We start from the raw sequence: 22494 nt of genomic DNA, 5'->3' as shown, positions 1-22494 counted from the left end.
GGTAGAAGTGCGCGTCGTGCTCCCACGTGAATCCGCTGCCCCCGAGAACCTGAATCGCATCCTTGGCGGTCTGTACGGCGGCGTCGAGCGAGACCGCGGCCGCTGCCGCGGCGGCGATCGGCAGTTCGCCGGGGGCAGCGTCGACGGCACCGGCCGCATCCCACGCCACCGCACGCACCTTCTCTGCGCGACACAGCATTTCGGCGCACAGGTGCTTGACCGCCTGGAACGAGCCGATCGGTTTACCGAACTGTTCGCGGATCTTGGCGTATTCGACGGCCGTGGTCAGGGCCCATCCCACGACCCCGGCCAGTTCCGCTGCGGCAAGGGCGGCCGCGACATCGCGGACGAAACCGGCGGGAGCGGTCGCGACACGGTCGCGTGCGACAGCGACGCCGTCGAGGCGCACGCGGGCCAGTGCCCGCGACTTGTCGATCGTGTCGAGCGCCTCGACATGCAGTCCACCGGCGCCGGCATCGACGAGCGCCCAGTGCTCGGTCCCGCCGTCGGCAGTGCCGGCGCCGGTGTCCGTGAAGCGCACCAGGACGGCGACACCGGGTTCGCCCGCGAGCACAGGCCCGGCGTCACCGGTGAGGACGAAACCGTCCGTGGTCGGTTCCGCTGCCACCACAGCATCGAGCGCGAGGGCGGTGGGCAGGGCCCCTTCGGCCAGCAGCGCGGCGGTCTCGGCCGCGACATTTCCCCCGCGTCCGAACACGACGGCCGCAGCGGCAGTGGTCAGCACCGGTCCGGTGGCGAGTTCGTACCCGGCCTGCTCGAGCATCACGGCGAGGTCGACGGTGGTGGCACCGAATCCGCCCGACGCCTCGGGAACGGCGACGGCGAACAGTCCCAATTCGGCGAGTGCGGCCCACCCCTTCCGCCACGTGTCGTCGGGGTGTCGACGGATGTGGTCGATGGGCGCCGAGGCGCGTGACCAGGCCCGGACGGATGCTTGAACAGCCCGCTGCTCTTCGGTGGTGGCGATACTCACAGCGGATCTCCGCCTTTCGGAATGACATCATTGCCTAGAACGTGTTCTAATATGACACCGGTTCAGAGTCAAGGTGTGAGGAAACGATCAATGACCACCCCGTCTCGCTCACGTTCCAGCGGAAACGGAACGCTGACCGCACTCACCGAGGACGACCTCAGCTCCAACGCGCAGAAGGAACGACGCAAGCGGATCCTCGACGCCACGCTCGCGCTCGCGTCCAAGGGCGGCTACGAGGCCGTGCAGATGCGCGCCGTCGCCGAGCGCGCGGATGTGGCCGTGGGCACCCTGTACCGGTACTTCCCCTCGAAGGTGCACCTGCTGGTGTCGGCACTCGGCCGGGAATTCGCCCGGATCGAAGGTAAAGGCAAGATTCCGCCCGGCCACGGCCCCCTCGAACGCATGCACCTGATCCTGAGCCTCATCACCAAGGCGATGCAGCGCGATCCTCTGCTCACCGAAGCCATGACCCGCGCGTTCATGTTCGCGGACGCGTCCGCGGCGGCCGAAGTGGACCAGGTCGGCAAGCTCATGGACCGGCTGTTCGCGAAGGCCATGAACGAGGGTGAACCCACCGAAGAAGAACTGGCGATCGCGCGCGTCATCAGCGATGTGTGGCTGTCGAACCTCGTGGCGTGGCTGACCCGCCGCTCGTCCGCGACGGATGTCGCGCGGCGCCTCGAGCTGACTGTGGACCTGCTCCTCGGCGACGGACCTCGACTGTCGTCTCCCGCCCAGGCCTGACGCCGGGTAGCGGCTTTCGTCCGAAACGACGGGCGATGTAACAGGAAACACCGTCTTCGGGGCGGTAGCGGGGGAGCTTATCCCGTCGCGGTCCCTTACCTTTGAACTGGTGAGTGCCCAAGACCTTCCGATCGACCTCCGTCGTGCCCTCGTGGCGGTCGCGCGCACGCCGCGACTGCTGGTCGCCACCGATTACGACGGCACCCTGTCTCCGATCGTCTCCGATCCGGACAGGGCGTATCCGCATACCGAGGCCGTCCGGGCGTTGCGCGGGCTCGCTGCCCTGCCGTCGACGTCGGCGGCAGTGATCTCGGGCCGTGCGCTGAAGGATCTTGCCGCGCTGTCCCGGCTTCCGGTCGAGGTGAAGCTGGTCGGCAGTCACGGTTCCGAGTTCGACATCGGCTTCGTCCACGACATCGATGTCGAGGCCAAACAGCTGCTGCGGTCCATCATCACCGGTCTCGAAGCAGTGGCATCACGGTTCGACGGTGTCCATGTCGAGATCAAGCCCGCCGGCGCCGCACTGCACGTGCGCAATGCCACGTCCGAGGACGCAGAGCGTGCCGTCACGATCGTGCGCGGCGAGCTTGCGCTCCGGCCGGGCGTGCAGGTCACCGAGGGCAGAGCTGTGATCGACCTGTCGGTGGTACCCACCGACAAGGGCAGCGCACTCGACATCATCCGGCACCAGGACGCCGCCACGGCAACGGTGTTCTTCGGCGACGACGTCGCGGACGAGAAGGCGTTCGCGTCGCTGCACGGACCCGACGTGGGCATCAAGGTCGGCGACGGCGACACGACCGCCCCGTTCCGGATCGACACCTCGGAAGACGTGATCGCCGCGCTCGCATTCCTGCTCGAGGAGCGTCGCACGTGGCTGTCGGGAGCACACGTCGCGCCGATCGAGCGGCTCACCATGCTGGCGAGTCCCCGGTCGAAGGCGCTTGTGACACCCGACGGAACGATCACCTGGTTGTGCCACCCCGAACCCGATTCGGCGGCAGTGTTCGCGCACCTTCTCGGCGGTGACGCTGCCGGGCACTTCACCATCGGCCCCACCCGGAATGCGCTGCCACTGAGCCAGCGCTACGTCGACGCCACCATGACGGTCGTCACCCGCTGGGCGAGTCTCGCGGTGATCGACTACCTGCCGCACGACGTGGCGCCCGGTCGCACCGATCTGACCCGGGTCATCACCGGCCGGGCGACCGCGGTCGTGACCTTCGCGCCCCGCCCGGAGTTCGGACAGGGGCAGGTCCAACTGGAGGTGGAGGACGAGGGCATCAGGGTCTTCGGCTTCAACGAGCCCTACGTGTTGCGGTCGCCGGGCGTGCGCTGGGACATCACCACCGACGGCGCCCACCAGACCGCCCACGCCGTCGTCGACCCCACCGACAACGACATCATCCTTGAATTACGCTGCGGAACAGAGGATCTCGAGCCGCATCCGGTGTCGGAAGTGGATCGTCGTGCGGAAGCGGAAGCGTACTGGTGGAAGTGGGCGGCCAGCCTCCGGCTGCCGTCGCTCAAGCCGGACCTGATCAAGCGGTCCGCGTTGACGCTGCGTGGCCTCGTACACGAACCGACCGGGTCCATCATGGCCGCAGCGACCACGTCGCTGCCCGAGGAGATCGGCGGCGTCCGCAACTGGGACTACCGGTACTGCTGGCTTCGCGACGCCGCGCTTACAGCCCACGCACTGGTCGGCGTCGGATCTCTCACCGAAGCCGAGAACTACCTCGACTGGGTGCACCAGGTTCTCGAGACACTGCCCGGACCCGAACGGCTGCACCCCCTGTACACCCTTGCCGGCGGTCCGCTGCCGCCGGAGGCCGTGCTCGACTCGCTGCCCGGGTACGCCGGATCGCGGCCGGTTCGCGTGGGCAACGCCGCCAATCAGCAGGTGCAGCTGGACGTGTTCGGCCCGATCGTCGACCTGATCGCGGCGCTCGCGCACCACCGCGAACAGCAGGGTGTCCCGCACGCGCAGGCACTCACCGACCGCGACTGGGATCTGGTGTGCTCGATGGTCACGGCCGTCGAGCGACGCTGGTTCGAGCCCGACCACGGGATCTGGGAGATCCGGGACAATCCCCGGCACCACATGTATTCGAAGGTCATGGGATGGGTCACCGTGGACCGGGCACTGATCCTGGCCGACACCTTCGGCCGGCCCGCCGGTGACGGCTGGGCCGAGCTGCGGGACGGGCTGGAACGACGACGTCCGCTCGTACACCGCCGCGTACGACGGCACCGATCTGGACGCTGCAACCCTGTTCATCGGACTGACCGGGTTGATCGACCCGACCGACGAACGATTCCACGCCACCGTGCAGGCCACCGAAGCGGAGCTGCGCAGCGGATCCACGGTCTACCGCTACCGGCACGACGACGGCCTGCCGGGCACCGAGGGCGGATTCCATCTGTGTGCGGCGTGGCTGGTGGAGGCGTATCTACTCATCGGCGCCCGTTCCGACGCGGAAGCGCTGTTCACGCAGCTCGTCGCGGTGGCCGGGCCGACCGGTCTGCTCAGCGAGGAATACGATCCGGTGGCGGAACGGTCGCTGGGCAACCATCCGCAGGCCTACAGCCACATCGGATTGCTGCGCTGCGCGCAGTTGCTGGCCGCGGACTGATCCCCGAACACCGCTGCTATTCGGCGTACCACTCCGCGCTCTCGACCGGACCCGACGTCTTCCCGAACCACAATTGGGTGTCGAGGGTCTCGACGGCGGGCACCCCGGTGTGCGACGGCGCCGCGAGCAGCAGCTCACCGGTGCGGCGGCCCTTGTCCTTCTGCGGTTGGCGCACGGTGGTCAAGCCCTCGCGCAGCGCTTCGTCGATGCCGTCGAACCCGGTGATCGACAGGTGCCCGGGCACATCGAGCCCCGCCTCCTGCGCCCACCGCAGCGCGCCCAGGGCAAGCACGTCGGTGGTGCACATCAGGGCGGTGATTCGTGGAGCCACCGCACTGATCTGGGCGGCCGCGGAGTACCCGTCGTCGGACGTGTGGGTGAAGCGCTCGACGACGGTCAGTCCGGCCGGGTCGAGCCCGCCCTGGCGCATCGCATCCTGCACCCCGAGGATCCGTTCGCGCTGGACGTGAAAGTGTTCTGCCCCGAGATCGGTGACGTCGACGACACCGTCGTGCCGGTCCCGCCCCAGGCGCATGCACAGCATCCCGATCTCACGGTGTCCGAGACTGATCAGATGCGCGGCGAGATCGCGCATCGCGCGCCGGTCGTCGATGCCGACCACGGGCGCGGACTCGATCTCGCGCGGCTGGTCGCAGGCGACCACCGGCAGGTGCCGTTCGAGCACGGCCGCGAGGTACGGGTCGCCGGGTGGCACCGAATAGACGACGAAGCCGTCCACGGAGGCGCGATGCACGACCTGTGCGGCCTCCTCGTCGGCGCGCCCCGGACCGGCGGGAATCAGGAGCAGGCCCTGGCCTGCCGATTCACATGCTTCGGACAGGCCCGACAGGAACGCCATCGCCGCGGGGTCGCGGAACGAATAGCTCAGCGCCTCGGTGAGGAGCACGCCGACGGCACCGGCCTTGCGGGTGCGCAGCGAGCGCGCCATCGGGTCGGGTCCGGCGTATCCGCGGCGCTTGGCGACTTCGAAGACGCGGTCGCGCAGGTCGGCAGACAGCTGGTCCGGCCGGTTGTAGGCATTGGAGACGGTGGTGCGCGAGATTTTCAGCTCGGCGGCGATCGACGCCAGCGTCGCCTGTCGACGCGGCTGACGGGACCTGGACATGCACGGACGGTATCCCTGTGTGTCTCGTCACGAGCAGGCGGGCCGGGTAAAAGGGGCCCGAGAATCCGCTAAAGTGGAACGGTAACGGTTTCCAATAACGTTTGGGTGGCTTCCTCCCGACGTCGAACCCAGGAGAAAGATCAGTGCGACTGCCCTCCCGCGCCGCGTTCGCGGCCACTGCCGCGGTGTGCGCGACCGCCCTTGCGGCATGCGGTACCGACACCTCCGGCAGCGCATCCGGCTCCGGCGAGGAACTCAGCGTCGTCGCGTCGACCAACGTGTGGGGATCGATCGCCCAGGCCGTCGCAGGTGACCGCATCGAGGTGGAGTCGCTGATCGACGAACCGTCCGCCGATCCGCACTCCTACGAAGCCAGCCCGCTCGACGCCGCCGCGATCAGCGACGCGTCACTCGTCGTCTACAACGGCGGCGGCTACGACCAGTTCGTCGACGACATCCTGGATTCCACGAACCACAACGCACTGACCGTCGATGCGTTCACACTGTTCGAATCCGGTGAATACAGTGACTTGCACGCAGGCCACGACCACGGCACCGAAGCAGACGCCGCCCCCGAAACAACGGCAGACGCCGGCAGCCACAGCGAAGACGAGCACGCCGGCGACGCGGGCGAAACCACGGACGATCCCCACGCCGGACACGATCACAGCGGCATCAACGAGCACGTCTGGTACGACCTCGCGACAGCCGACGCGGTCGCACACGCCGTCGCCGAACGCCTTGCCGAGCTCGACCCCGAAGGCGCCGAAACCTACCGCGCCAATGCCGCAGAATTCCACGCGAGCCTGCACGAGATCTCCGACGTGACCAGCGCAATCGCCACCGATCATCCGCGGGCACCCATCGCGCAGACCGAGACGATCGCCGAGTACCTGGTGTCGTCCACCGGCCTCGAAGACCTCACGCCCCCCGATTTCAGCAATGCGATCGACAACGGCACCGACCCGTCACCGGCTGCGATTGCGCAGACCCGGCAGCTGCTGCTCGACAAGCAGGTCCGTGTGCTGATCTACAACCCGCAGACCGAAGACAAGGTGAGCCGCGAAATGCGCGGCGCCGCAGAAAGCGCGGGCATCCCCGTGGTGGAGGTTTCCGAAACTCTGCCCGAGAACGTCGACTACATTCAGTGGCAGACCCGGACCGCCGAGTCGCTCGCCGCCGCGCTCGACACCGCACCCTGACCGCCCGATCGAGAACACGGACTCTGGTGACACCTTCGACTTCCGACCGCCCACCAGCGGTCGAATTATGCGGTGCCGAACTGGCTTTCGGTGAACGCATACTCTGGCGCGACCTGGATCTCGCGGTCCGTCCCGGCGAGTTCGTCGCCGTGCTCGGACCCAACGGCGCGGGAAAGACCTCGTTGCTCAAGGTGCTGCTCGGGCAGCTCCCGCTCAGCTCCGGCACGGCCACCGTCGCCGGTGTGCCGGCACACGCCGGCAGCTCCCACGTCGGTTACGTGCCGCAGCAGAAGACCCTCGACGAAGGTGTGCCGCTGCGGGGACGCGACCTCGTCGGCCTCGGGGTGGACGGGCACCGCTGGGGCACCGGCATCCGCTACTGGAAAACCCGCAAGGCAGCGGTGGAGGCCGCGATCGCTCAGGTCGGAGCGGAAGCGTACGCGGACGCACCCGTCGGCGCGCTCTCCGGCGGCGAGCAACAACGGCTCCGTGTCGCACAGGCCCTCGTCGGCGATCCGCAGGTTCTGCTCTGCGACGAACCGCTCCTGAGCCTCGACCTCGCCAACCAGCATCTGGTGTCGTCGCTCATCGACCGACGCCGCCGCGACCACGACACCGCGGTGCTGTTCGTCACCCACGAGATCAACCCGATTCTGCCGCTGGTCGACCGCGTGCTGTATCTGGTCGACGGCCAGTTCCGCATCGGCACACCCGCCGAGGTGATGACCTCCGAGGTGCTGTCCGAGTTGTACCGCACCGACGTCGAGGTACTCGAGATGCGCGGCCGCCTCGTCGTGGTCGGCACCGGCGACGCCATCGACGCGCTCGGCAGCGCCGGCGGATTGCGCCCCGGCGAGGGCGTCCACCACCATCACGAGGATCACTAGATGAGCAGCAAGTTCACCGACGCCATGGGACGGCTGTTCGATTTCGAAACCACCGCCGAGCTCCTGCAATACGACTTCGTGCAGCAGGCGTTGCTCGCGGGCGCGATCCTCGGCTTGCTCGCCGGTGTGATCGGACCGCTCATCATCAGCCGCCAGATGGCGTTCTCGGTGCACGGAACGTCCGAGCTGTCGCTCACCGGCGCGGCCGCGGCCCTGCTCGTCGGAGTGTCGGTAGGGCTCGGCGCGGTGGCCGGCGCGGTGGTAGCGGCAATCCTGTTCGGTCTGCTCGGCACGCGCGCCCGCGAACGCGACTCCGTGATCGGGGTGGTCATGGCGTTCGGGCTCGGTGTCGCGGTGCTCCTGTTGTGGGCCTACGACGGGCGCACCGGTGCCGCATTCTCGCTGCTGACCGGTCAGATCGTCGCTCCCGGAGGCACCGGCATCGCGCTCCTCGCGGCATGCGCGGCAATCGTGATCGGCGCACTGGTCTTCATGTACCGCCCGTTGCTGTTCGCCAGCACCGACCCGGAGGTCGCTGCCGCACGCGGCGTTCCCGTGCGGGCGCTGTCCATCGTCTTCGCGGTGCTCGTCGGCATCACCGCCGCTCTGGGCGTGCAGATCGTCGGCGCGCTGCTCGTCATGGCCCTGCTCATCACCCCCGCCGCAGCCGCGACGCGGGTCGCCCGGGGGCCGCTCGCCGCGACCGTGCTGTCGGTGGTGTTCGCCGAAGTCGCGGCGGTGGGCGGGATCTTGCTCGCGCTCGCCCCGGGGGTGCCGGTGTCGAGTTTCATCACGACCATCGCCTTCGCCATCTACGTGGTGTGCCGGATCATCGGGTCGGCTCGACGCCGAACCGGCGGTGGACGACGCGCACCCGTGGCTGCGTGACCGTCGGAGCTGTCTCACGGTCGGAGCTGTCTCACCGTCCGTCCTAGAATTGCGTCGTGACCCGTATCGATCTCAACAGCGACCTCGGCGAGGGCTTCGGCGAGTGGCGTCTCGGTGACGACGAGACCATGCTCGAGTTGGTCACGAGCGCCAACATCGCGTGCGGTTTCCATGCGGGCGATCCGGCGCTGCTGCTCGATACCTGCCGGGCGGCATCGAAACTCACGGTGCGGATCGGCGCCCAGGTGGGCTATCACGACCTCACCGGATTCGGACGCCGCTTCATCGACGTCGCTCCGGCCGATCTGACGGCCGAGGTGATCTATCAGATCGGCGCCCTCGATGGTCTGGCCCGGGCCGCGGGCTCCCACGTCTCGTACGTCAAACCCCACGGTGCCCTGTACAACGCGATCGTGCACCATCGCGATCAGGCGCGAGCGGTCGTCGCCGCGATCCGCGCATACAACGACTCGCTGCCCGTCCTCGGTCTGTCCGGCTCGGTTTTCCTCGAGGAGGCCGAGCACTCCGGGCTGGCCGTGGTGACCGAAGCGTTCGCCGACCGCGCCTATACACCCGAAGGCACACTCGTCTCCCGCCGGGAACCGGGCGCGGTGCTCCGCGATCCGGACGAGGTGGCCCGGCGGGTCCTGCGCATGGTGACCGAAGGCGTGGTCACCGCGATCGACGGCAGCGATGTCCGGGTCAGCGCGCAATCGGTCTGCATTCACGGCGATTCCCCGGACGCCGCCGCTATGGCCACGGCTGTGCGGGCCCTGCTGGACGCCGAGAACATCGACGTCCGCGCATTCACGTGAGGGGCCGGGCAGTGAGGCTCCTCCGTTCCGGCGACGCGGCTGTGCTGGCCGAATTCGATTCTCTGCGCGAGGTGCTCGCGTGCTTCCGCGGACTCGATGCTGCACGACCGCACGGCATCGTCGACCTCGTGCCCGCCGCGCGCACGCTGCTCGTGCGCTTCGACCCCATGGTGACGACGGCAGACGCGGTGCGGCGCTGGGTCGACAGCACCGCACCTGTCCCTCCGGACCCCGGCGAAGATCGGCAACGGGTGGTCGGGGTCCGTTACGACGGCCCCGATCTGGTCGAGGTGGGCGAGCTGACCGGACTGGGCGTCGACGGTGTCGTCGAGGCTCATACGAGCGGAATCTGGACCGTGGCGTTCGGCGGATTCGCACCCGGCTTCGCCTATCTCGCCGGGAGTGACGAGCGCCTGCACGTGCCGCGGCGCGGATCTCCGCGCACAGCGGTCCCCGCGGGAGCGGTCGGGCTGGCCGGTGAATTCTCCGGCGTCTATCCGCGCCGTTCTCCCGGCGGCTGGCAACTGATCGGAACCACCACCGAGGTGCTGTGGCAACCGGACCGGACACCGCCGGCATTGCTGCGGCCCGGCATGACGGTGCGGTTCGAAGCGGTGTGAGCACAGGCCGGCATGCGCGAGAATGCGTGCATGGCATGGCTCGAGGTTGTTCACAGCGGACTGCTCACCACGGTGCAGGATCGCGGCCGCCCCGGACACGCGGCAGTCGGGCTCACCGAATCGGGAGCCGCCGACCGCGCGGCGCACGACGCTGCGAACCGGCTCGTCGGAAACCATCCGAGCGCCGCGACCCTCGAGGTGACCGGCGGCGGGCTCGCCGTCCGCAGCATCGGCGAAACGATCGTCGCCGTCACGGGGGCGCGGGTGGAGGTTTCCGTAGGCGACCGGCCGGTCGGCGACTACGCGATGCTCCGGCTGCACGACCGGGACGTGGTGAGGCTGGGCACCCCGTCCGAGGGACTGCGGACCTACCTCGCGGTCCGCGGAGGCGTCGACGTACCGGAGGTACTCGGCAGCCGCGCCACCGACACCCTGTCCGGTACCGGCCCCGACCCGGTGCGCGCCGGCGACCGCCTGCTGGTGGGTGCTCTGGCGAACGAGCTCCCCACCGAGGATCAGATCCCGCCGCCTCCACCTCTTCCGGACCCGGCGACGCTGCGCGTGAGGCCGGGCCCGCGCGACGACTGGTTCACTCCCGGTTCCGTACATGCGCTTCTACACGAAACATGGATGGTCACACCGCAACTCGACCGTATCGGGATTCGGTTACGCGGCCCGGGACCGTTGCACCGGGCACGGCACGGCGAACTACCCACCGAGGGACTCGTGGCGGGATCGCTGCAGGTTCCGCCCGAGGGGAATCCCGTGCTGTTTCTCGCGGATCACCCTGTCACCGGCGGAGATCCGGTGATCGCGGTGGTGACCGCAGCCGATCGTCCCGTGGCGGCACAGCTGCGCCCCGGACACCGGGTGCGCTTCGTTCGAATGCGGTGATCCGACGACGTTGGCGCACACAGTGATCCGCTCGACGCGCCCCGAGCTGCTGCGAACATGCATCATGCCGCTGACGGAATGATCGAATGTGAAGTACGCCAACGATTCCGGATATCGATCCCGCCGCCCGCGCAGTGCGCGCAGCAACCGTGCACGCGGGGAGAGGAAAACGTCGATCAGATAGGTGAGCCACTCGGAGTACCGGAAGAACCGTTCGTCGCCGTCCCACACCAGTGCCGTGCCGTCGTCCGTGGGGATCCATTGACACCACGACAGGGGACGGTCGCGGGTCGGCAGTCGGTCGTGCGCGGCGTTGTGCGGCCCGCTCGCAGAACCTGCGAACCCGGCAAGAAATTCGATCTCGTGCCGATTCAACGGCGGCGTGATCTCGAATCGGCCTTCGAACTCGACGCTGTATCCCATCGATCCCCCCTCTGCTCCGTGGCCCCTGCCCGTTTCGACGCAGCGCCGACCCGGGAGGTTCCCCTGACGCCACCTGATTTCACCGAAGTTCAGGAGACGTTCGAGGGGTGGTAAATCCGGTTTGTGTGGTTCGGCAGTACTGTGCGTAGCGGTGCTCGGCCCGGTGCCGGCTCCGTGGAACTTCTTCGATCGAAAGGGACAGCGTGAGCTCTCTCAATGCGGGCCAAAGCCTCGGCGCAGGACAGGAACTCGGGTCGGGTAACGGCGCGTACACCTTGACGCTGCAGCAGGACGGCAATCTGGTGCTGTCCGAGCGCGGCAAGGCCGTGTGGGCGGCGGGCACGAACGGCTCCGGTGCCGTGCGCGCCGATGTTCAGGACGACGGCAACTTCGTTCTGTACAAGGACAACAACGAGGCCGTGTGGGCGTCGGAGACCAGCGGCAACCCGGGCGTGCGCCTGACTCTGCAGGACGACCGCAACCTCGTGCTGTACTCCCGCGACAACAAGCCGCTGTGGGCCAGCAACAGCGCTGCCCCGAAGGCAGCCGAAGCCGCACCCGCAGAGGCAGCTCCCGCTCCTGCCCCGGCTCCCGAAGCCGCACCCGCTGCCCCTCCGGCGCCGCGCACCTACACGGCCGCCTCGGGCGACACCCTGTGGGCGATCTCGGAGCGCTTCTACGGCGACGGCAGCCAGTACCAGCGCATCGCCGATGCCAGCGGCGTGTCCAACCCGGACCTGATTCATCCCGGTCAGGTGCTGACCATCCCGTGATCCGCTGATCCGCTGATCTCAGAGCACGTCGTGCCCCGTCACCCCACCGGTGGCGGGGCACAGCTCTACACCCGTGCCGCTACGCCCGGCGCTGTCGGGCGATGTCGGCGAGCACGACACCCGCGGCCACCGACGCATTGAGCGATTCCATGTCGCCGGCCATCGGGACGGACAGGATCGTGTCGCATGTCTCGCGGACGAGTCGCGACAGGCCCTTACCCTCCGAGCCGACAACGATCACCACGGGGTCCGTGCCGTCGAAGTCGTCGAGGGACGTGTCGCCGCCGGCGTCGAGACCCACCACGCGCACACCCTGGGACTGCCAGTCCTTGAGCGTGCGGGTCAGGTTGGTGGCCCGCGCAACGGGCAACCGCACTGCCGCACCCGCACTGGTACGCCACGCAACTGCCGTCACCGCAGCGCTGCGTCGCTGCGGGATCACCACACCGTGCCCGCCGAAGGCGGCCACCGAACGGATCACCGCGCCGAGGTTGCGCGGATCGGTGATGTTGTCGAGCGCCACCAGCAGCGGCTTCTCGTGCGACTGCCGGGCCTGCGCGATCAGATCGTCGGGGTGCGCATAGCGATAGGCCGGCACCTGCAACCCGATGCCCTGATGCATGCCGTTCGCGGAGAGCCGGTCCAGTTCGGTGCGAGCCACCTCGAGAATCGAGATACCCATGTCGGCAGCGCGCTGCACCGACTCCTTGAGCCGCTCGTCGGCCTCGGCGCCGACCGCGACGTAGAGCGCCGTCGCCGGCACCTCCGCGCGCAGGCACTCGACGACGGGGTTGCGGCCGAGCACCATCTCCGGGCCGTCCTCGGGCTTGCGTCCGGCCGGGCGACGACCACGAGTGTCCGTCGCCTTCGCCGCAGCACGGGCGCGCCGGGCCGCGGGGTGGTACGTCCGCTCTTCGGCCTTCGGGGTGGCACCGCGCGGTTCGAGACCGCGGCGACGCTGGCCACCGGACCCTACGGTCTGGCCCTTCTTCGTTCCGCCCTTGCGAATCGCGCCGCGGCGCTGGGAATTGCCTGCCATCACTGTCCTGCTTTCAGGGACCACTCGGGTCCGTTCGGCGTATCGACAACTTCGATACCTGCCGCTGTCATCCGGTCGCGCACTTCGTCGGCAACCGCCCAGTTCTTCTCCGCCCGCGCGGTCTGGCGCCGCTCGAGCTCTGCCCGGACCAGCACGTCGAGCGCGTTCAGCGCCGCCGAGTCGTCGCCCGAGCGCTCGGTCCAGTGCGGATCGAGCGGGTCGACACCGAGAATGCCGAGCATGGCCCGCACCTGTGACGCTATCCGCACCGCGTCGTCGAGGTCGCCGTTGTCGAGAGCTTTGTTGCCCTCACTGCGGCGACCGTGGATTTCGGCGAGCGCCTTGGGCACACCGAGATCGTCGTCGAGCGCAGCGGCGAACGCATCCGTCCAGGTGCCCACCGGAACCTCACCCGCGCGGTCGCGCGTCTTGATCACGAACGATTCGAGACCGCGGTACGCGGCGGCCGCCTCCTGCAGTGCCGCGTCGGAGTATTCGAGCATCGAGCGGTAGTGGGCGCTGCCGAGGTAGTAGCGCAGTTCCTGCGGGCGGACGTGCTGCAACACGTTGGGGATGGAGAGCACGTTGCCGAGCGACTTGGACATCTTCTCGCCGCCCATGGTCACCCAGCCGTTGTGCAGCCAGTACCGGGCGAAGCCGTCTCCCGCCGCGCGGGCCTGCGCGATTTCGTTCTCGTGGTGCGGGAACACCAGATCCATGCCGCCGCAATGGATGTCGAATGTTCCACCGAGGTAGAACTCGGCCATCGCGGAGCACTCGAGGTGCCATCCCGGGCGACCGCGCCCCCACGGCGTGGGCCAGGACGGTTCGCCCGGCTTCGCCGCCTTCCACATCGTGAAGTCGCGGGGATCGCGTTTGCCGGCAGCGGCGCTCTCACCCTGGTGGACGTCGTCGAGTTTGTGCCCCGACAGCGAGCCGTACTCGGGGAAACTGCGGACATCGAAGTAGACGTCGCCCTCGGCGGCGTACGCGTGGCCGGCGTCGATAAGCCGCTGCATCAGTTCGACCATCTGGGTGACGTGCCCGGTCGCGCGGGGCTCCACGGACGGTGGCAACACCCCGAGGGCGTCGTAGGCGCGGCTGAAGGCCCGCTCGTACGTCGTCTTCCACTCCCACCACGGCCGACCGGCCTCGGCGGCCTTCCGCAGGATCTTGTCGTCGATATCTGTGACGTTTCTCACAAAAGCGACGTCGAGGCCTTGCGCGGTCAGCCAGCGGCGCAGTACATCGAACGCCACGCCGCTGCGCACATGACCGATATGGGGCTCACCCTGCACGGTGGCACCACACAGGTACACCGACGCACGGCCGGGGACCAGCGGCACGAAATCCCGCACGGCCCGCGTTTCGGTGTCGAAAAGGCGCAAGGTCACGACCAGCGATCCTACCGTTCGTCTTCGCGTCGCAGGACCAGCGCGGTCGCGACCGCTGCCACACCCTCACCGCGTCCGGTCAATCCGAGACCGTCCGTGGTTGTCGCGGACACCGTCACGGGAGCGCCGAGCACGTCGGACAGTACCTGTTGCGCCTCCGCGCGTCGCGGCCCGATCTTCGGCCGATTCCCGATCACCTGGACCGCGGCGTTGCCGATCGTCCACCCCTCGTCCGTGAGCAGTCGGCGTACCTCGGCCAGCATCGCGGCACCCGACGCGCCGGCCATCTCCGGACGATCGGTACCGAAGACCGAGCCCAGGTCGCCGAGTCCGGAGGCGGAGAGCAAGGCATCGCACAGGGCGTGTGCGGCGACGTCGCCGTCGGAGTGCCCGGCGCAGCCGTCCGCGTCGTCGAACAGCAGGCCCGCGATCCAGCACGGCCGTCCGGCCTCGATCGGGTGTACATCCGTTCCGATTCCGACTCGCACTGCGCTAGCACTCCTGTTCCGGGGGTCGGCCGACCGCGAGCAGCGCCCGCGCCAGTGTCAGGTCCAACGGTGTAGTGATCTTGAATGCCAGCGGATCGCCCGCGACGGTGTACACGTGCTCACCGAGGCGCTCCACCAAACCGGCGTCGTCGGTGGCGTCACCGGCATCGAGGTTCGCACGGGCCAGCAGTTCCGCGTCGAAGCCCTGCGGTGTCTGCACGGCCCGCAGCGACGCGCGGTCCGGTGTGCCCGTCACGATGCCTGCGGCGTCGACCGCCTTGATGGTGTCGGCAACCGGAAGAACCGGGATCACCGCCCGCCGACCGGCACGTAGCGCCTCGACGACCCGGGCGAACAGTTCCGGTGGCGTCAACGACCGTGCGGCGTCGTGGACGAGCACGAAGCGTGCGCCCGCCGCTGCGACGAGGCCGGCACGCACCGAATCGGCGCGCTCGCTACCGCCCGGCACCACAGCCACCCGCTCGGCAAAGCCGCTGGAAACGAGATCGTTCGCGCCCTGAGAGGCGAGTTCGGGCGGTACCACGACGACGACGCGATCGACCGCGCCGGACGAGAGCATCGCCTCGACCGCACGATCGAGCATTGTGCGGCCGTCGAGTTCGACGAACGCCTTGGGCCGCTGTTCTCCCAGACGAACGCCGCGGCCGGCCGCCGGAACAATTCCGACGACCGGCCCGCTGCGATCGTTCACTTGCTGCATTCAGTGGTCATGCTGCATTCGGTGGTCATGCTGCATCGACCGGTCACGCCACTGACGTTCATGCCGTACAGGTTCATTTCGCCGAGGAAACCGCCGCATCAGGAAGCTGCGGCGAGTACCTCGTCGAGCATGCTTTCGGCCCGGACATCGTCTGTGCCCTCGGCGAGCGCGAGTTCGCCCACGAGGATCTGACGAGCCTTGGCGAGCATGCGCTTCTCACCTGCGGAAAGACCGCGGTCCTGCTCCCGGCGCCAGAGGTCGCGGACGACCTCGGCCACTTTGTTGACATCGCCGGAGGCCAACTTCTCGAGGTTGGCCTTGTAGCGCCGCGACCAGTTGGTCGGCTCTTCTGTGTGCGGTGCGCGCAGCACCTGGAAAACCTTGTCGAGGCCTTCTTGCCCCACGACGTCGCGAACTCCGACGTATTCCGCGTTATCAGCAGGTACCCGTACGGTCAGATCGCCCTGCGCGACTTTCAGAACCAGATATTCCTTCTGCTCACCCTTGATGGTGCGTGTTTCGATTGCTTCGATCAGCGCCGCACCGTGATGGGGGTATACGACGGTGTCTCCGACCTTGAAAATCATGTGTCCCGTGCCCCTTTCGATTCTTCGAGTTTAACACGTGACCACATCGCCCTCTCATCAACGATGCAGGTCAGGGGCGTCGGCAAGTGGGCGTAGGGGTTGACAGGCAACCGGTTACGTGCTTCGAGTGAGCTGCGACACATCGGGCGAGTCGGGGCTTTCGTCCTGTTCGGAGGCATCGCGCGGCACAATGGAGTCCCCCGGCGCGCGCACCACGCCCACCGACTACTACTCTGCCTAGTGGATAGCGAGCCTTACTCGAGTGGAGGACAACCCCGTGACTGCTCTCAAAGCGCCGACTCGCCGAGTCGTGACAGCTCTCGCCCTGGCTGCAGGAGCGACGCTCACGCTGTCCGCGTGCGGCGCCGGCCAGATCAGCCAGACCGCCACCCAGGTCGCGGCCGTCAACGGCAACAGCGCCACCTCGGGCGATATCGCGCTGCGCAACGTGCATGTGATCTACCCGGACACCGAGGAGTATTCCCTCGAACCGGGCGGCAAGGCCTTGCTCGGGTTCACCATCATCAACCTCGACGAGTACACCCCCGACACCCTGACCGGCATCGAGTCCGAGTTCGCGGCATCGGTGACCGGCGGCGACAACATCGAGATCGCCCCGCAAGGATCGGTTGTGGCGGGTCTCTCCCCGGCGGCCACCCAGCTCGTGGAGTCCGTCGGCACCGACGAGTCGCCGCAGCCTGCCGACACCCAGGAAACCCCCGGCATCGTTCCGACCGTCGAGACCGTCGAACTGACCGGCCTCGAGGAAGGCGTCCGCCCGGGCCTGACCATTCCGGTCACCTTCTCCTTCGCCGAGGCCGGCGACGTGACGCTCTCCGTGCCCGTCGACGCCGGCCCGGAGACTCCGCGCCACGAGTCGGAACTGTCGCCGATCGTCGGCGAAAGCCACTGACGCAGCCGAGAGTTCTCGCGGCTTCCGGATAATTCCTACGAAAGGCCCGGGGGAGTCATCGACTCCCCCGGGCCTTTCGCTCTCCTCACCCCGGCCCTGTCGGCATCTGCGCCTATCCTGCGGCCGTGGCCAAAACGAAATCGCTCTACCGCTGTTCGGACTGCTCGCACACCGTGGCGAAGTGGGTCGGCCGGTGTCCCGAGTGCGGCACCTGGGGATCGATGGACGAGGCCCCTGCGCAACCCGCCGCCGTCGCGGCACGGACCGGCACCTCTCTTGCCAGGGCAGGTGCCGCAGCGGTACTGCCGACCACGCCGGCCACCCCGCTCACCCGGATCGACGGGAAGGCCACCTACGCGAAACCCACGGGGATCTCCGAACTCGACCGTGTTCTGGGCGGCGGAGTCGTGCCCGGCTCGGTGGTTCTGCTGGCCGGTGAGCCCGGTGTGGGCAAATCGACGCTGCTGCTCGAGGTGGTGCACCGGTGGGCGCAACGTGGCAACGACGAGCGGTCGCTGTATGTCACCGGTGAGGAATCCGCGGGTCAGGTGCGGCTGCGCGCCGAGCGCACCGGATCGGTGCACGAGCGGGTGTACCTCGCCGCCGAATCCGATCTCGCCACCATCTTCGGTCACGTCGAGCAGGTCAAACCGTCCCTGCTGGTCGTCGACTCGGTGCAGACCATGCTCGCCGCCGACGTCGACGGTGTCTCCGGCGGCGTCACGCAGGTGCGCGCCGTGACGAGCGCGTTGACGTCCCTCGCCAAGTCCAGCGGCGTGCCGGTGCTGCTCATCGGGCATGTCACCAAGGACGGCGCCGTCGCGGGACCGCGGTCACTCGAGCATCTCGTCGACGTCGTACTGCACTTCGAGGGCGACAAGCATTCGACGCTGCGCATGGTGCGTGGCGTGAAGAACCGTTTCGGGGCCGCCGACGAAGTGGGCTGCTTCGAGCTCACCGAGGGTGGCATCGTCGGCGTCAGCGACCCGTCGGGCCTGTTTCTGCAGCACCGCACCGAGGAGGTTGCGGGCACCGCGGTGACGGTCACGATGGACGGCAAGAGGCCGCTGCTCGGCGAAGTGCAGGCCCTCGTGGTGCCCACCCAGAACCCGTCGCCCCGGCGTGCGGTGAGCGGGCTGGATTCCGCCCGTGTCGCGATGGTCCTCGCCGTGCTCGAACGGCGATGCAACGTCAAGGGCCTCGGAAAGTGCGACGTGTACGCATCGACGGTCGGCGGCATGCGCATCACCGATCCGTCCGCCGACCTCGCACTCGCACTCGCCGTCACGTCCGCGGTACGCGATCAGCCGGTGGCCGCGGGCACCGTCCTGCTCGGCGAGGTGGGTCTCGCGGGTGAGGTGCGCCGGGTGGCCGGGGCCGGCAGACGTCTCGCGGAGGCGAACCGGCTGGGCTTCACACGCGGCGTGATCCCCCGGGACGTGGAGGGCATCCCCCCGTCGATGAAGACCTACGAGGTGTCGAGCGTCGGGCAGGCACTCATGACCCTCACCCGGTGACAGTGTCGCACCCGCGTGCGAACATATGTTCGTGTCCGGGGAAGCGACCATCCTCCACGCCGACCTCGACGCGTTCTACGCGTCGGTCGAACAACGCGACCATCCGTGGCTGCGCGGTAGGCCCGTGGTGGTCGGCGGTGGCGTCGTCCTCGCGGCGAGCTACGAGGCGAAGGCCTTCGGCATCAAGACCGCGATGTCCGGCCGCGCTGCCCGCGCGCTGTGCCCCGGCGTGATCGACGTGCCTCCGCGCATGGAGGCGTACGCACGCGCGAGCAAGGACGTGTTCGCGGTCTTCGACCGGACAACTCCACTCGTGGAGGGCATCTCCATCGACGAAGCGTTCCTCGACGTCGCCGGTGTGCGCCGGATCGCGGGAGAACCGGTCGACGTGGCCGCTCGGCTGCGCCGGGAGGTCGCTGCCGAGGTCGGCCTGCCCATCACTGTCGGGGTGGCGCGCACCAAGTTCCTCGCGAAGGTCGCGAGCGGTGTCGCCAAGCCCGACGGGTTGCTTCTCGTCCCGCCCGACGGCGAACTCGCGTTCCTGCATCCCCTGCCCGTCGAGCGGCTGTGGGGCGTGGGCAAGGTGACCGCGGCGACTCTTCATGCGCACGGACTGCGACGGGTTGCCGACGTGGCCCGCGAATCGGAATCCGACCTCGTCGCTCTGCTGGGACGGGCAACCGGGCGGCACCTGCACGCCCTGGCGAACGGGCACGACCCACGGCCCGTACAGGGACGCCGCCGGCGCTCGATGGGCGCTCAGCACGCACTCGGCCGCGGACCACACAGCTTCGACGCGGTGGACGCGACGCTGCAGTTGCTCGTCGAGAAGGTATGCCGCCGGATGCGCCGCGCTCACCGCCTCGGTCGCACCGTGGTGCTGCGGCTGAGGTTCGCCGATTACACCAGGGTGACGCGGTCGCACACCCTCGACGGCGCCACCGCACGCACCGACCTCATCGACCGCGCGGCACGCGATCTGCTCGAGTCGGCGCTGCCGCTGATCGCCGACCGTGGCCTGACGCTGATAGGCATCGCGGTGACGAATCTGGATGGCGAAGGCACCGAACAGCTCGAGCTGCCGTTCGACGCAGTTGTGCCGCCGTCGGCGGGATCGCACCTCGTCGCGACGCATCGGCCGGTCGACCGCCACGCGCTCGACGCGGTACTCGACGACGTGCACGGCCGGTTCGGGTCCGGGGCGCTCACGTCGGCGACGTTGCTCGGCCGCGACCACCGGCCGGGCGTCCCGCTGCTACCCGACTGAAGCCGCCGCGGTCAGACTGCCGAGATGTCCCGGCCGGACCCGGGGAGTCCGTCGGCAAAGGCCGTGCCCTTCGCGAAGTGCTCGTGTCCGACGACGACGAACAGCCCGTGCGACGTGCCGACCACCACGTCGGGATCCGCGAGAGGGCCGTCGACGATGCGTGCCTCCGAACTCGTGTACACCTTGCGGCGCACCACACCGTCGACACGCGCGGTGAACTCGAGGACCGCGCCGAGCGGAATGGGCCGCTTGAAGTCGGTGCCGAGATGCCCGGTGACCACCGCCGTGCGCAGCGCCGCATTGCAGGCCATGCCCTGGGCCTCGTCGAACGCTGTCATCAGGATGCCGCCGTGGATGAAGCCCGGTCCGCCCTGGTAGCGCTTGGCGACCTCGAAACGCCCGTGCACCGCAAGGCCCTCGCCCACGGTGAACTGCATCGCCAGACCTGTCGGCTGATCGTCGCCGCATCCGAAGCACTTGGACCAGTGTTCGGGCATCGGAGCGCCGACGCCCGGATGGCCGGCGGGAAGTTCGGGAACGACGAGGTCGTCGGGCAAGATCCAGGTGCTGCTCATAAGCAAGTAATGTAGTTCCGCGTTCGGCTGCCTCCGATGGGCAGTGCGCGCAACTGTGATGATTACCGCACGATGATTACCGCACGATGAACACCGCACGATCGAACGGGGAGGACGACCGCACATGAGCGAACGGGCGGTCTCCGCGACCCTCAACGAGACGATCGCCCGTCTGGCCCCCGGCACGGCGCTGCGGGACGGACTCGAGCGCATTCTCCGGGGACGCACGGGAGGCCTGATCGTCCTCGGGTTCGACGAGCAGGTCGCGACGCTGTGCGACGGCGGCTTCGAGCTCGACGTCGAATTCGCTCCGACCCGTCTGCGCGAGCTGTCGAAGATGGACGGCGCCGTCGTGGTCTCCACCGACGGCTCCCGGATCGTGCGTGCCAACGTGCAACTGGTTCCGGACCCGCGGATCCCCACCGTCGAGTCCGGCACCCGGCACCGCGCCGCGGAGCGGACCGCCATCCAAACCGGGTATCCCGTGGTTTCGGTGAGTCAGTCGATGAGCATCGTCAGCGTCTACGTCGAGGGCAACCGTCACGTCATCAACGACTCCGCGATGATTCTCTCGCGCGCCAACCAGGCCGTCGCGACTCTCGAGCGGTACAAGGCCCGGCTCGACGATGTCACGCGCCAGCTGTCGGTGGTCGAGATCGAGGACATCGTGACGCTGCGCGACACCCTGACCGTTGCGCAGAGACTGGAGATGATGCACCGCCTGGCGATGGAGATCGAGCAGGACGTCCTCGAGCTCGGCACGGACGGCCGACAGCTCGCCCTGCAGCTCGAGGAACTCGTCGGCGACAACCAACTGGCGCGGCAGCTCATCGTCCGCGATTACCTGTCGGGTGACGAAGCGCCGTCGACCTTCGACGTCGACCATGCCCTCGAGAAGCTCGCCCACCTGACCGACGTGGACCTGCTGGATCTGACGACGCTCGCGCGGGCCTTCGGATTTCCGGGCACGATCGAGGCGCTCGATACGCCGATGAGTCCGCGCGGCTATCGCGTTCTGCACCGCGTCCCACGACTGCAGACACGGCAGATCCACCGCCTCGTGGGGGCCTTCGGCACGCTTCAAGGCCTGCTGGCCGCTACTGCCGCGGACCTGCAGGCGGTCGACGGTATCGGCGCGCTGTGGGCGCGGTACATCCGCGAAGGACTGTCACGGCTCGCCGAGACCTCGATCAATCATTACGACTGATCACGGCGTGATGTTGAAGGCTTCGGGGCTGCTGCGCAGACCCCCCAGCTGACCGACCACCGTGTAGGCGCCCGGACCGACCGGTTCGCGCGGAGCCTCGCAGCCGGGCTCCGACGTCGTACCGGACCACTTCACCGAGAACGCGGCCTGATCGCCGGGCTCGAGGGAACGTATGTCGGCCGTAGCTTCGGGGAAGCAATCGGTGTTCGCCCACAGCCGCTGGTTGCCGTCGAGCGTGTAGACCAGCACCTGCTGCAATCCCGCTCCGAGGTCGCGCTCGCAGGCAGTGGTGCCGATGTTGGTGATCACGATCGTGAAATCCGGTTCCGCACCGGCCCGGTAATTGGCCTCGCCCGCGGTGACGCGCACGGCCAGCGACTGGTCGGGGCACTGACCCGCCGCGGCCGCTGTCGCGGCACCCGAAGTGGCAGCACCCGACGTGGAGACGGAACTGGTGGTCGAACCCGAGTTCGCCGAGGATTCGGATGCCGGCGAGGACGACTCCTCGTCGTCCCCGCCATCCGAACGGCCATCCGAGGAACTCCCCGACGCGGACGCCGCCTCCGCGGAGCCGTCCGGCGCACTCGTGGTGGTGTGCGATGTGGACGGCGACTCGGCGGCCACCGGTTCCGTTTCGGGGTCGTCGCCGCCGGTCAGCGCCACGACCAGCCAGACGACCAACGCCAACACGACCACCGACACGGCGATGGCGAGAAGGCGGCGTCGCCAGTAGATCTCGGGGGGCAGCGGCCCGTTGGGTTCAAGCACGCTTCATACGGTATGT

Annotated in this window: 21 protein-coding genes and 1 pseudogene; 13 read left to right on the top strand and 9 right to left on the bottom strand. The window is 68.5% G+C overall.

Annotated elements, in window-relative coordinates; genetic code table 11:
• Positions 1–994 (bottom strand): acyl-CoA dehydrogenase family protein (locus Q8814_RS04740; RefSeq protein WP_330150860.1); only part of this gene is annotated, 994 nt, incomplete at its 3' end.
• 90 nt (positions 995–1084) lie between these two features.
• Here Q8814_RS04740 and kstR point away from each other — a divergent pair.
• Both kstR and otsB read left to right on the top strand, forming a co-directional pair.
• Positions 1085–1738, top strand: coding sequence for a cholesterol catabolism transcriptional regulator KstR (gene kstR, locus Q8814_RS04735; protein ID WP_330150859.1), 654 nt, complete (start codon positions 1085–1087; stop codon positions 1736–1738).
• A 109-nt stretch (positions 1739–1847) separates the two neighbouring features.
• Positions 1848–4374: pseudogene (gene otsB, locus Q8814_RS04730) on the top strand (trehalose-phosphatase).
• Positions 4375–4390: 16 nt separating this feature from the next.
• Here the strand turns inward: otsB and Q8814_RS04725 are convergent.
• Positions 4391–5500 carry a LacI family DNA-binding transcriptional regulator gene (locus Q8814_RS04725; RefSeq protein WP_330150858.1) on the bottom strand — a complete coding sequence of 370 codons (1110 nt, stop codon included), beginning with the start codon at positions 5498–5500 and terminating at the stop codon, positions 4391–4393.
• Positions 5501–5643: 143 nt separating this feature from the next.
• Here Q8814_RS04725 and Q8814_RS04720 point away from each other — a divergent pair, with 143 nt between their 5' ends.
• The 7 genes from Q8814_RS04720 (at position 5644) to Q8814_RS04690 (ending at position 12002) form a co-directional block, all read left to right on the top strand.
• On the top strand, positions 5644–6702 hold the full coding sequence (locus Q8814_RS04720; RefSeq protein WP_408015835.1) for a metal ABC transporter solute-binding protein, Zn/Mn family: 1059 nt from the start codon (positions 5644–5646) through the stop codon (positions 6700–6702).
• 26 nt (positions 6703–6728) lie between these two features.
• Positions 6729–7589 (top strand): metal ABC transporter ATP-binding protein, encoded by an 861-nt coding sequence (locus tag Q8814_RS04715; protein WP_330150857.1) that lies wholly within the window; start codon positions 6729–6731, stop codon positions 7587–7589.
• Positions 7590–8477: a metal ABC transporter permease gene (locus Q8814_RS04710; RefSeq protein WP_330150856.1), complete on the top strand. Its 888-nt coding sequence runs from the start codon at positions 7590–7592 to the stop codon at positions 8475–8477.
• A 56-nt stretch (positions 8478–8533) separates the two neighbouring features.
• Complete coding sequence (locus Q8814_RS04705) at positions 8534–9292, top strand: LamB/YcsF family protein (protein ID WP_330150855.1); 759 nt, start codon at positions 8534–8536, stop codon at positions 9290–9292.
• Between the two features lie 11 nt (positions 9293–9303).
• Complete coding sequence (locus Q8814_RS04700; RefSeq protein WP_330150854.1) at positions 9304–9912, top strand: 5-oxoprolinase subunit B family protein; 609 nt, start codon at positions 9304–9306, stop codon at positions 9910–9912.
• Between the two features lie 30 nt (positions 9913–9942).
• Positions 9943–10806, top strand: a complete 864-nt coding sequence (locus tag Q8814_RS04695; RefSeq protein ID WP_330150853.1) for a 5-oxoprolinase subunit C family protein — start codon at positions 9943–9945, stop codon at positions 10804–10806.
• Between the two features lie 626 nt (positions 10807–11432).
• The gene (locus Q8814_RS04690; protein WP_330150852.1) at positions 11433–12002 is read left to right on the top strand and encodes a LysM peptidoglycan-binding domain-containing protein; all 570 of its coding nucleotides are present in this window, start codon (positions 11433–11435) and stop codon (positions 12000–12002) included.
• A gap of 79 nt (positions 12003–12081) precedes the next feature.
• Here the strand turns inward: Q8814_RS04690 and rlmB are convergent, their stop codons facing one another.
• The 5 genes from rlmB to carD form a co-directional block, all read right to left on the bottom strand.
• Entirely contained in the window at positions 12082–13041 is a 960-nt protein-coding gene (gene rlmB / locus Q8814_RS04685) for a 23S rRNA (guanosine(2251)-2'-O)-methyltransferase RlmB (protein WP_330150851.1), read from the bottom strand.
• Positions 13041–14435, bottom strand: a complete 1395-nt coding sequence (cysS, locus tag Q8814_RS04680) for a cysteine--tRNA ligase (RefSeq protein WP_330150850.1) — start codon at positions 14433–14435, stop codon at positions 13041–13043. Before cysS ends, rlmB begins: the two co-directional genes overlap by 1 nt.
• Positions 14436–14446: 11 nt before the next feature.
• Positions 14447–14923, bottom strand: coding sequence for a 2-C-methyl-D-erythritol 2,4-cyclodiphosphate synthase (gene ispF / locus Q8814_RS04675; RefSeq protein ID WP_330150849.1), 477 nt, complete (start codon positions 14921–14923; stop codon positions 14447–14449).
• 4 nt (positions 14924–14927) lie between these two features.
• Complete coding sequence (gene ispD / locus Q8814_RS04670) at positions 14928–15644, bottom strand: 2-C-methyl-D-erythritol 4-phosphate cytidylyltransferase (RefSeq protein ID WP_408015834.1); 717 nt, start codon at positions 15642–15644, stop codon at positions 14928–14930.
• A gap of 98 nt (positions 15645–15742) precedes the next feature.
• The gene (gene carD / locus Q8814_RS04665) at positions 15743–16231 is read right to left on the bottom strand and encodes an RNA polymerase-binding transcription factor CarD (RefSeq protein ID WP_330150848.1); all 489 of its coding nucleotides are present in this window, start codon (positions 16229–16231) and stop codon (positions 15743–15745) included.
• A gap of 277 nt (positions 16232–16508) precedes the next feature.
• Between carD and Q8814_RS04660 the strand changes: the two genes are divergently transcribed.
• The 3 genes from Q8814_RS04660 to dinB all read left to right on the top strand — a co-directional run bounded on the left by Q8814_RS04660 (position 16509) and on the right by dinB (position 19928).
• On the top strand, positions 16509–17144 hold the full coding sequence (locus Q8814_RS04660; protein WP_330150847.1) for a copper chaperone PCu(A)C: 636 nt from the start codon (positions 16509–16511) through the stop codon (positions 17142–17144).
• A gap of 125 nt (positions 17145–17269) precedes the next feature.
• Positions 17270–18661, top strand: coding sequence for a DNA repair protein RadA (gene radA, locus Q8814_RS04655; RefSeq protein ID WP_330150846.1), 1392 nt, complete (start codon positions 17270–17272; stop codon positions 18659–18661).
• Between the two features lie 25 nt (positions 18662–18686).
• Complete coding sequence (gene dinB, locus Q8814_RS04650) at positions 18687–19928, top strand: DNA polymerase IV (RefSeq protein ID WP_330150845.1); 1242 nt, start codon at positions 18687–18689, stop codon at positions 19926–19928.
• A gap of 11 nt (positions 19929–19939) precedes the next feature.
• Here dinB and Q8814_RS04645 read toward each other — a convergent pair whose 3' ends face one another.
• Positions 19940–20503, bottom strand: coding sequence for a PaaI family thioesterase (locus Q8814_RS04645; RefSeq protein WP_330150844.1), 564 nt, complete (start codon positions 20501–20503; stop codon positions 19940–19942).
• Positions 20504–20627: 124 nt separating this feature from the next.
• Between Q8814_RS04645 and disA the strand changes: the two genes are divergently transcribed.
• Positions 20628–21710 carry a DNA integrity scanning diadenylate cyclase DisA gene (gene disA / locus Q8814_RS04640; protein ID WP_330150843.1) on the top strand — a complete coding sequence of 361 codons (1083 nt, stop codon included), beginning with the start codon at positions 20628–20630 and terminating at the stop codon, positions 21708–21710.
• Here disA and Q8814_RS04635 read toward each other — a convergent pair whose 3' ends face one another.
• Positions 21711–22478 (bottom strand): hypothetical protein, encoded by a 768-nt coding sequence (locus Q8814_RS04635; RefSeq protein WP_330150842.1) that lies wholly within the window; start codon positions 22476–22478, stop codon positions 21711–21713. It lies immediately after the preceding gene.
• Between the last annotated feature and the right edge of the window lie 16 nt (positions 22479–22494).

The sequence above is a fragment of the Rhodococcus chondri genome, assembly GCF_036327435.1.
In the GTDB taxonomy this organism is placed as follows: Bacteria; Actinomycetota; Actinomycetes; order Mycobacteriales; family Mycobacteriaceae; genus Rhodococcus; species Rhodococcus chondri.
This window is presented reverse-complemented; position numbering and strand designations above follow the sequence as displayed.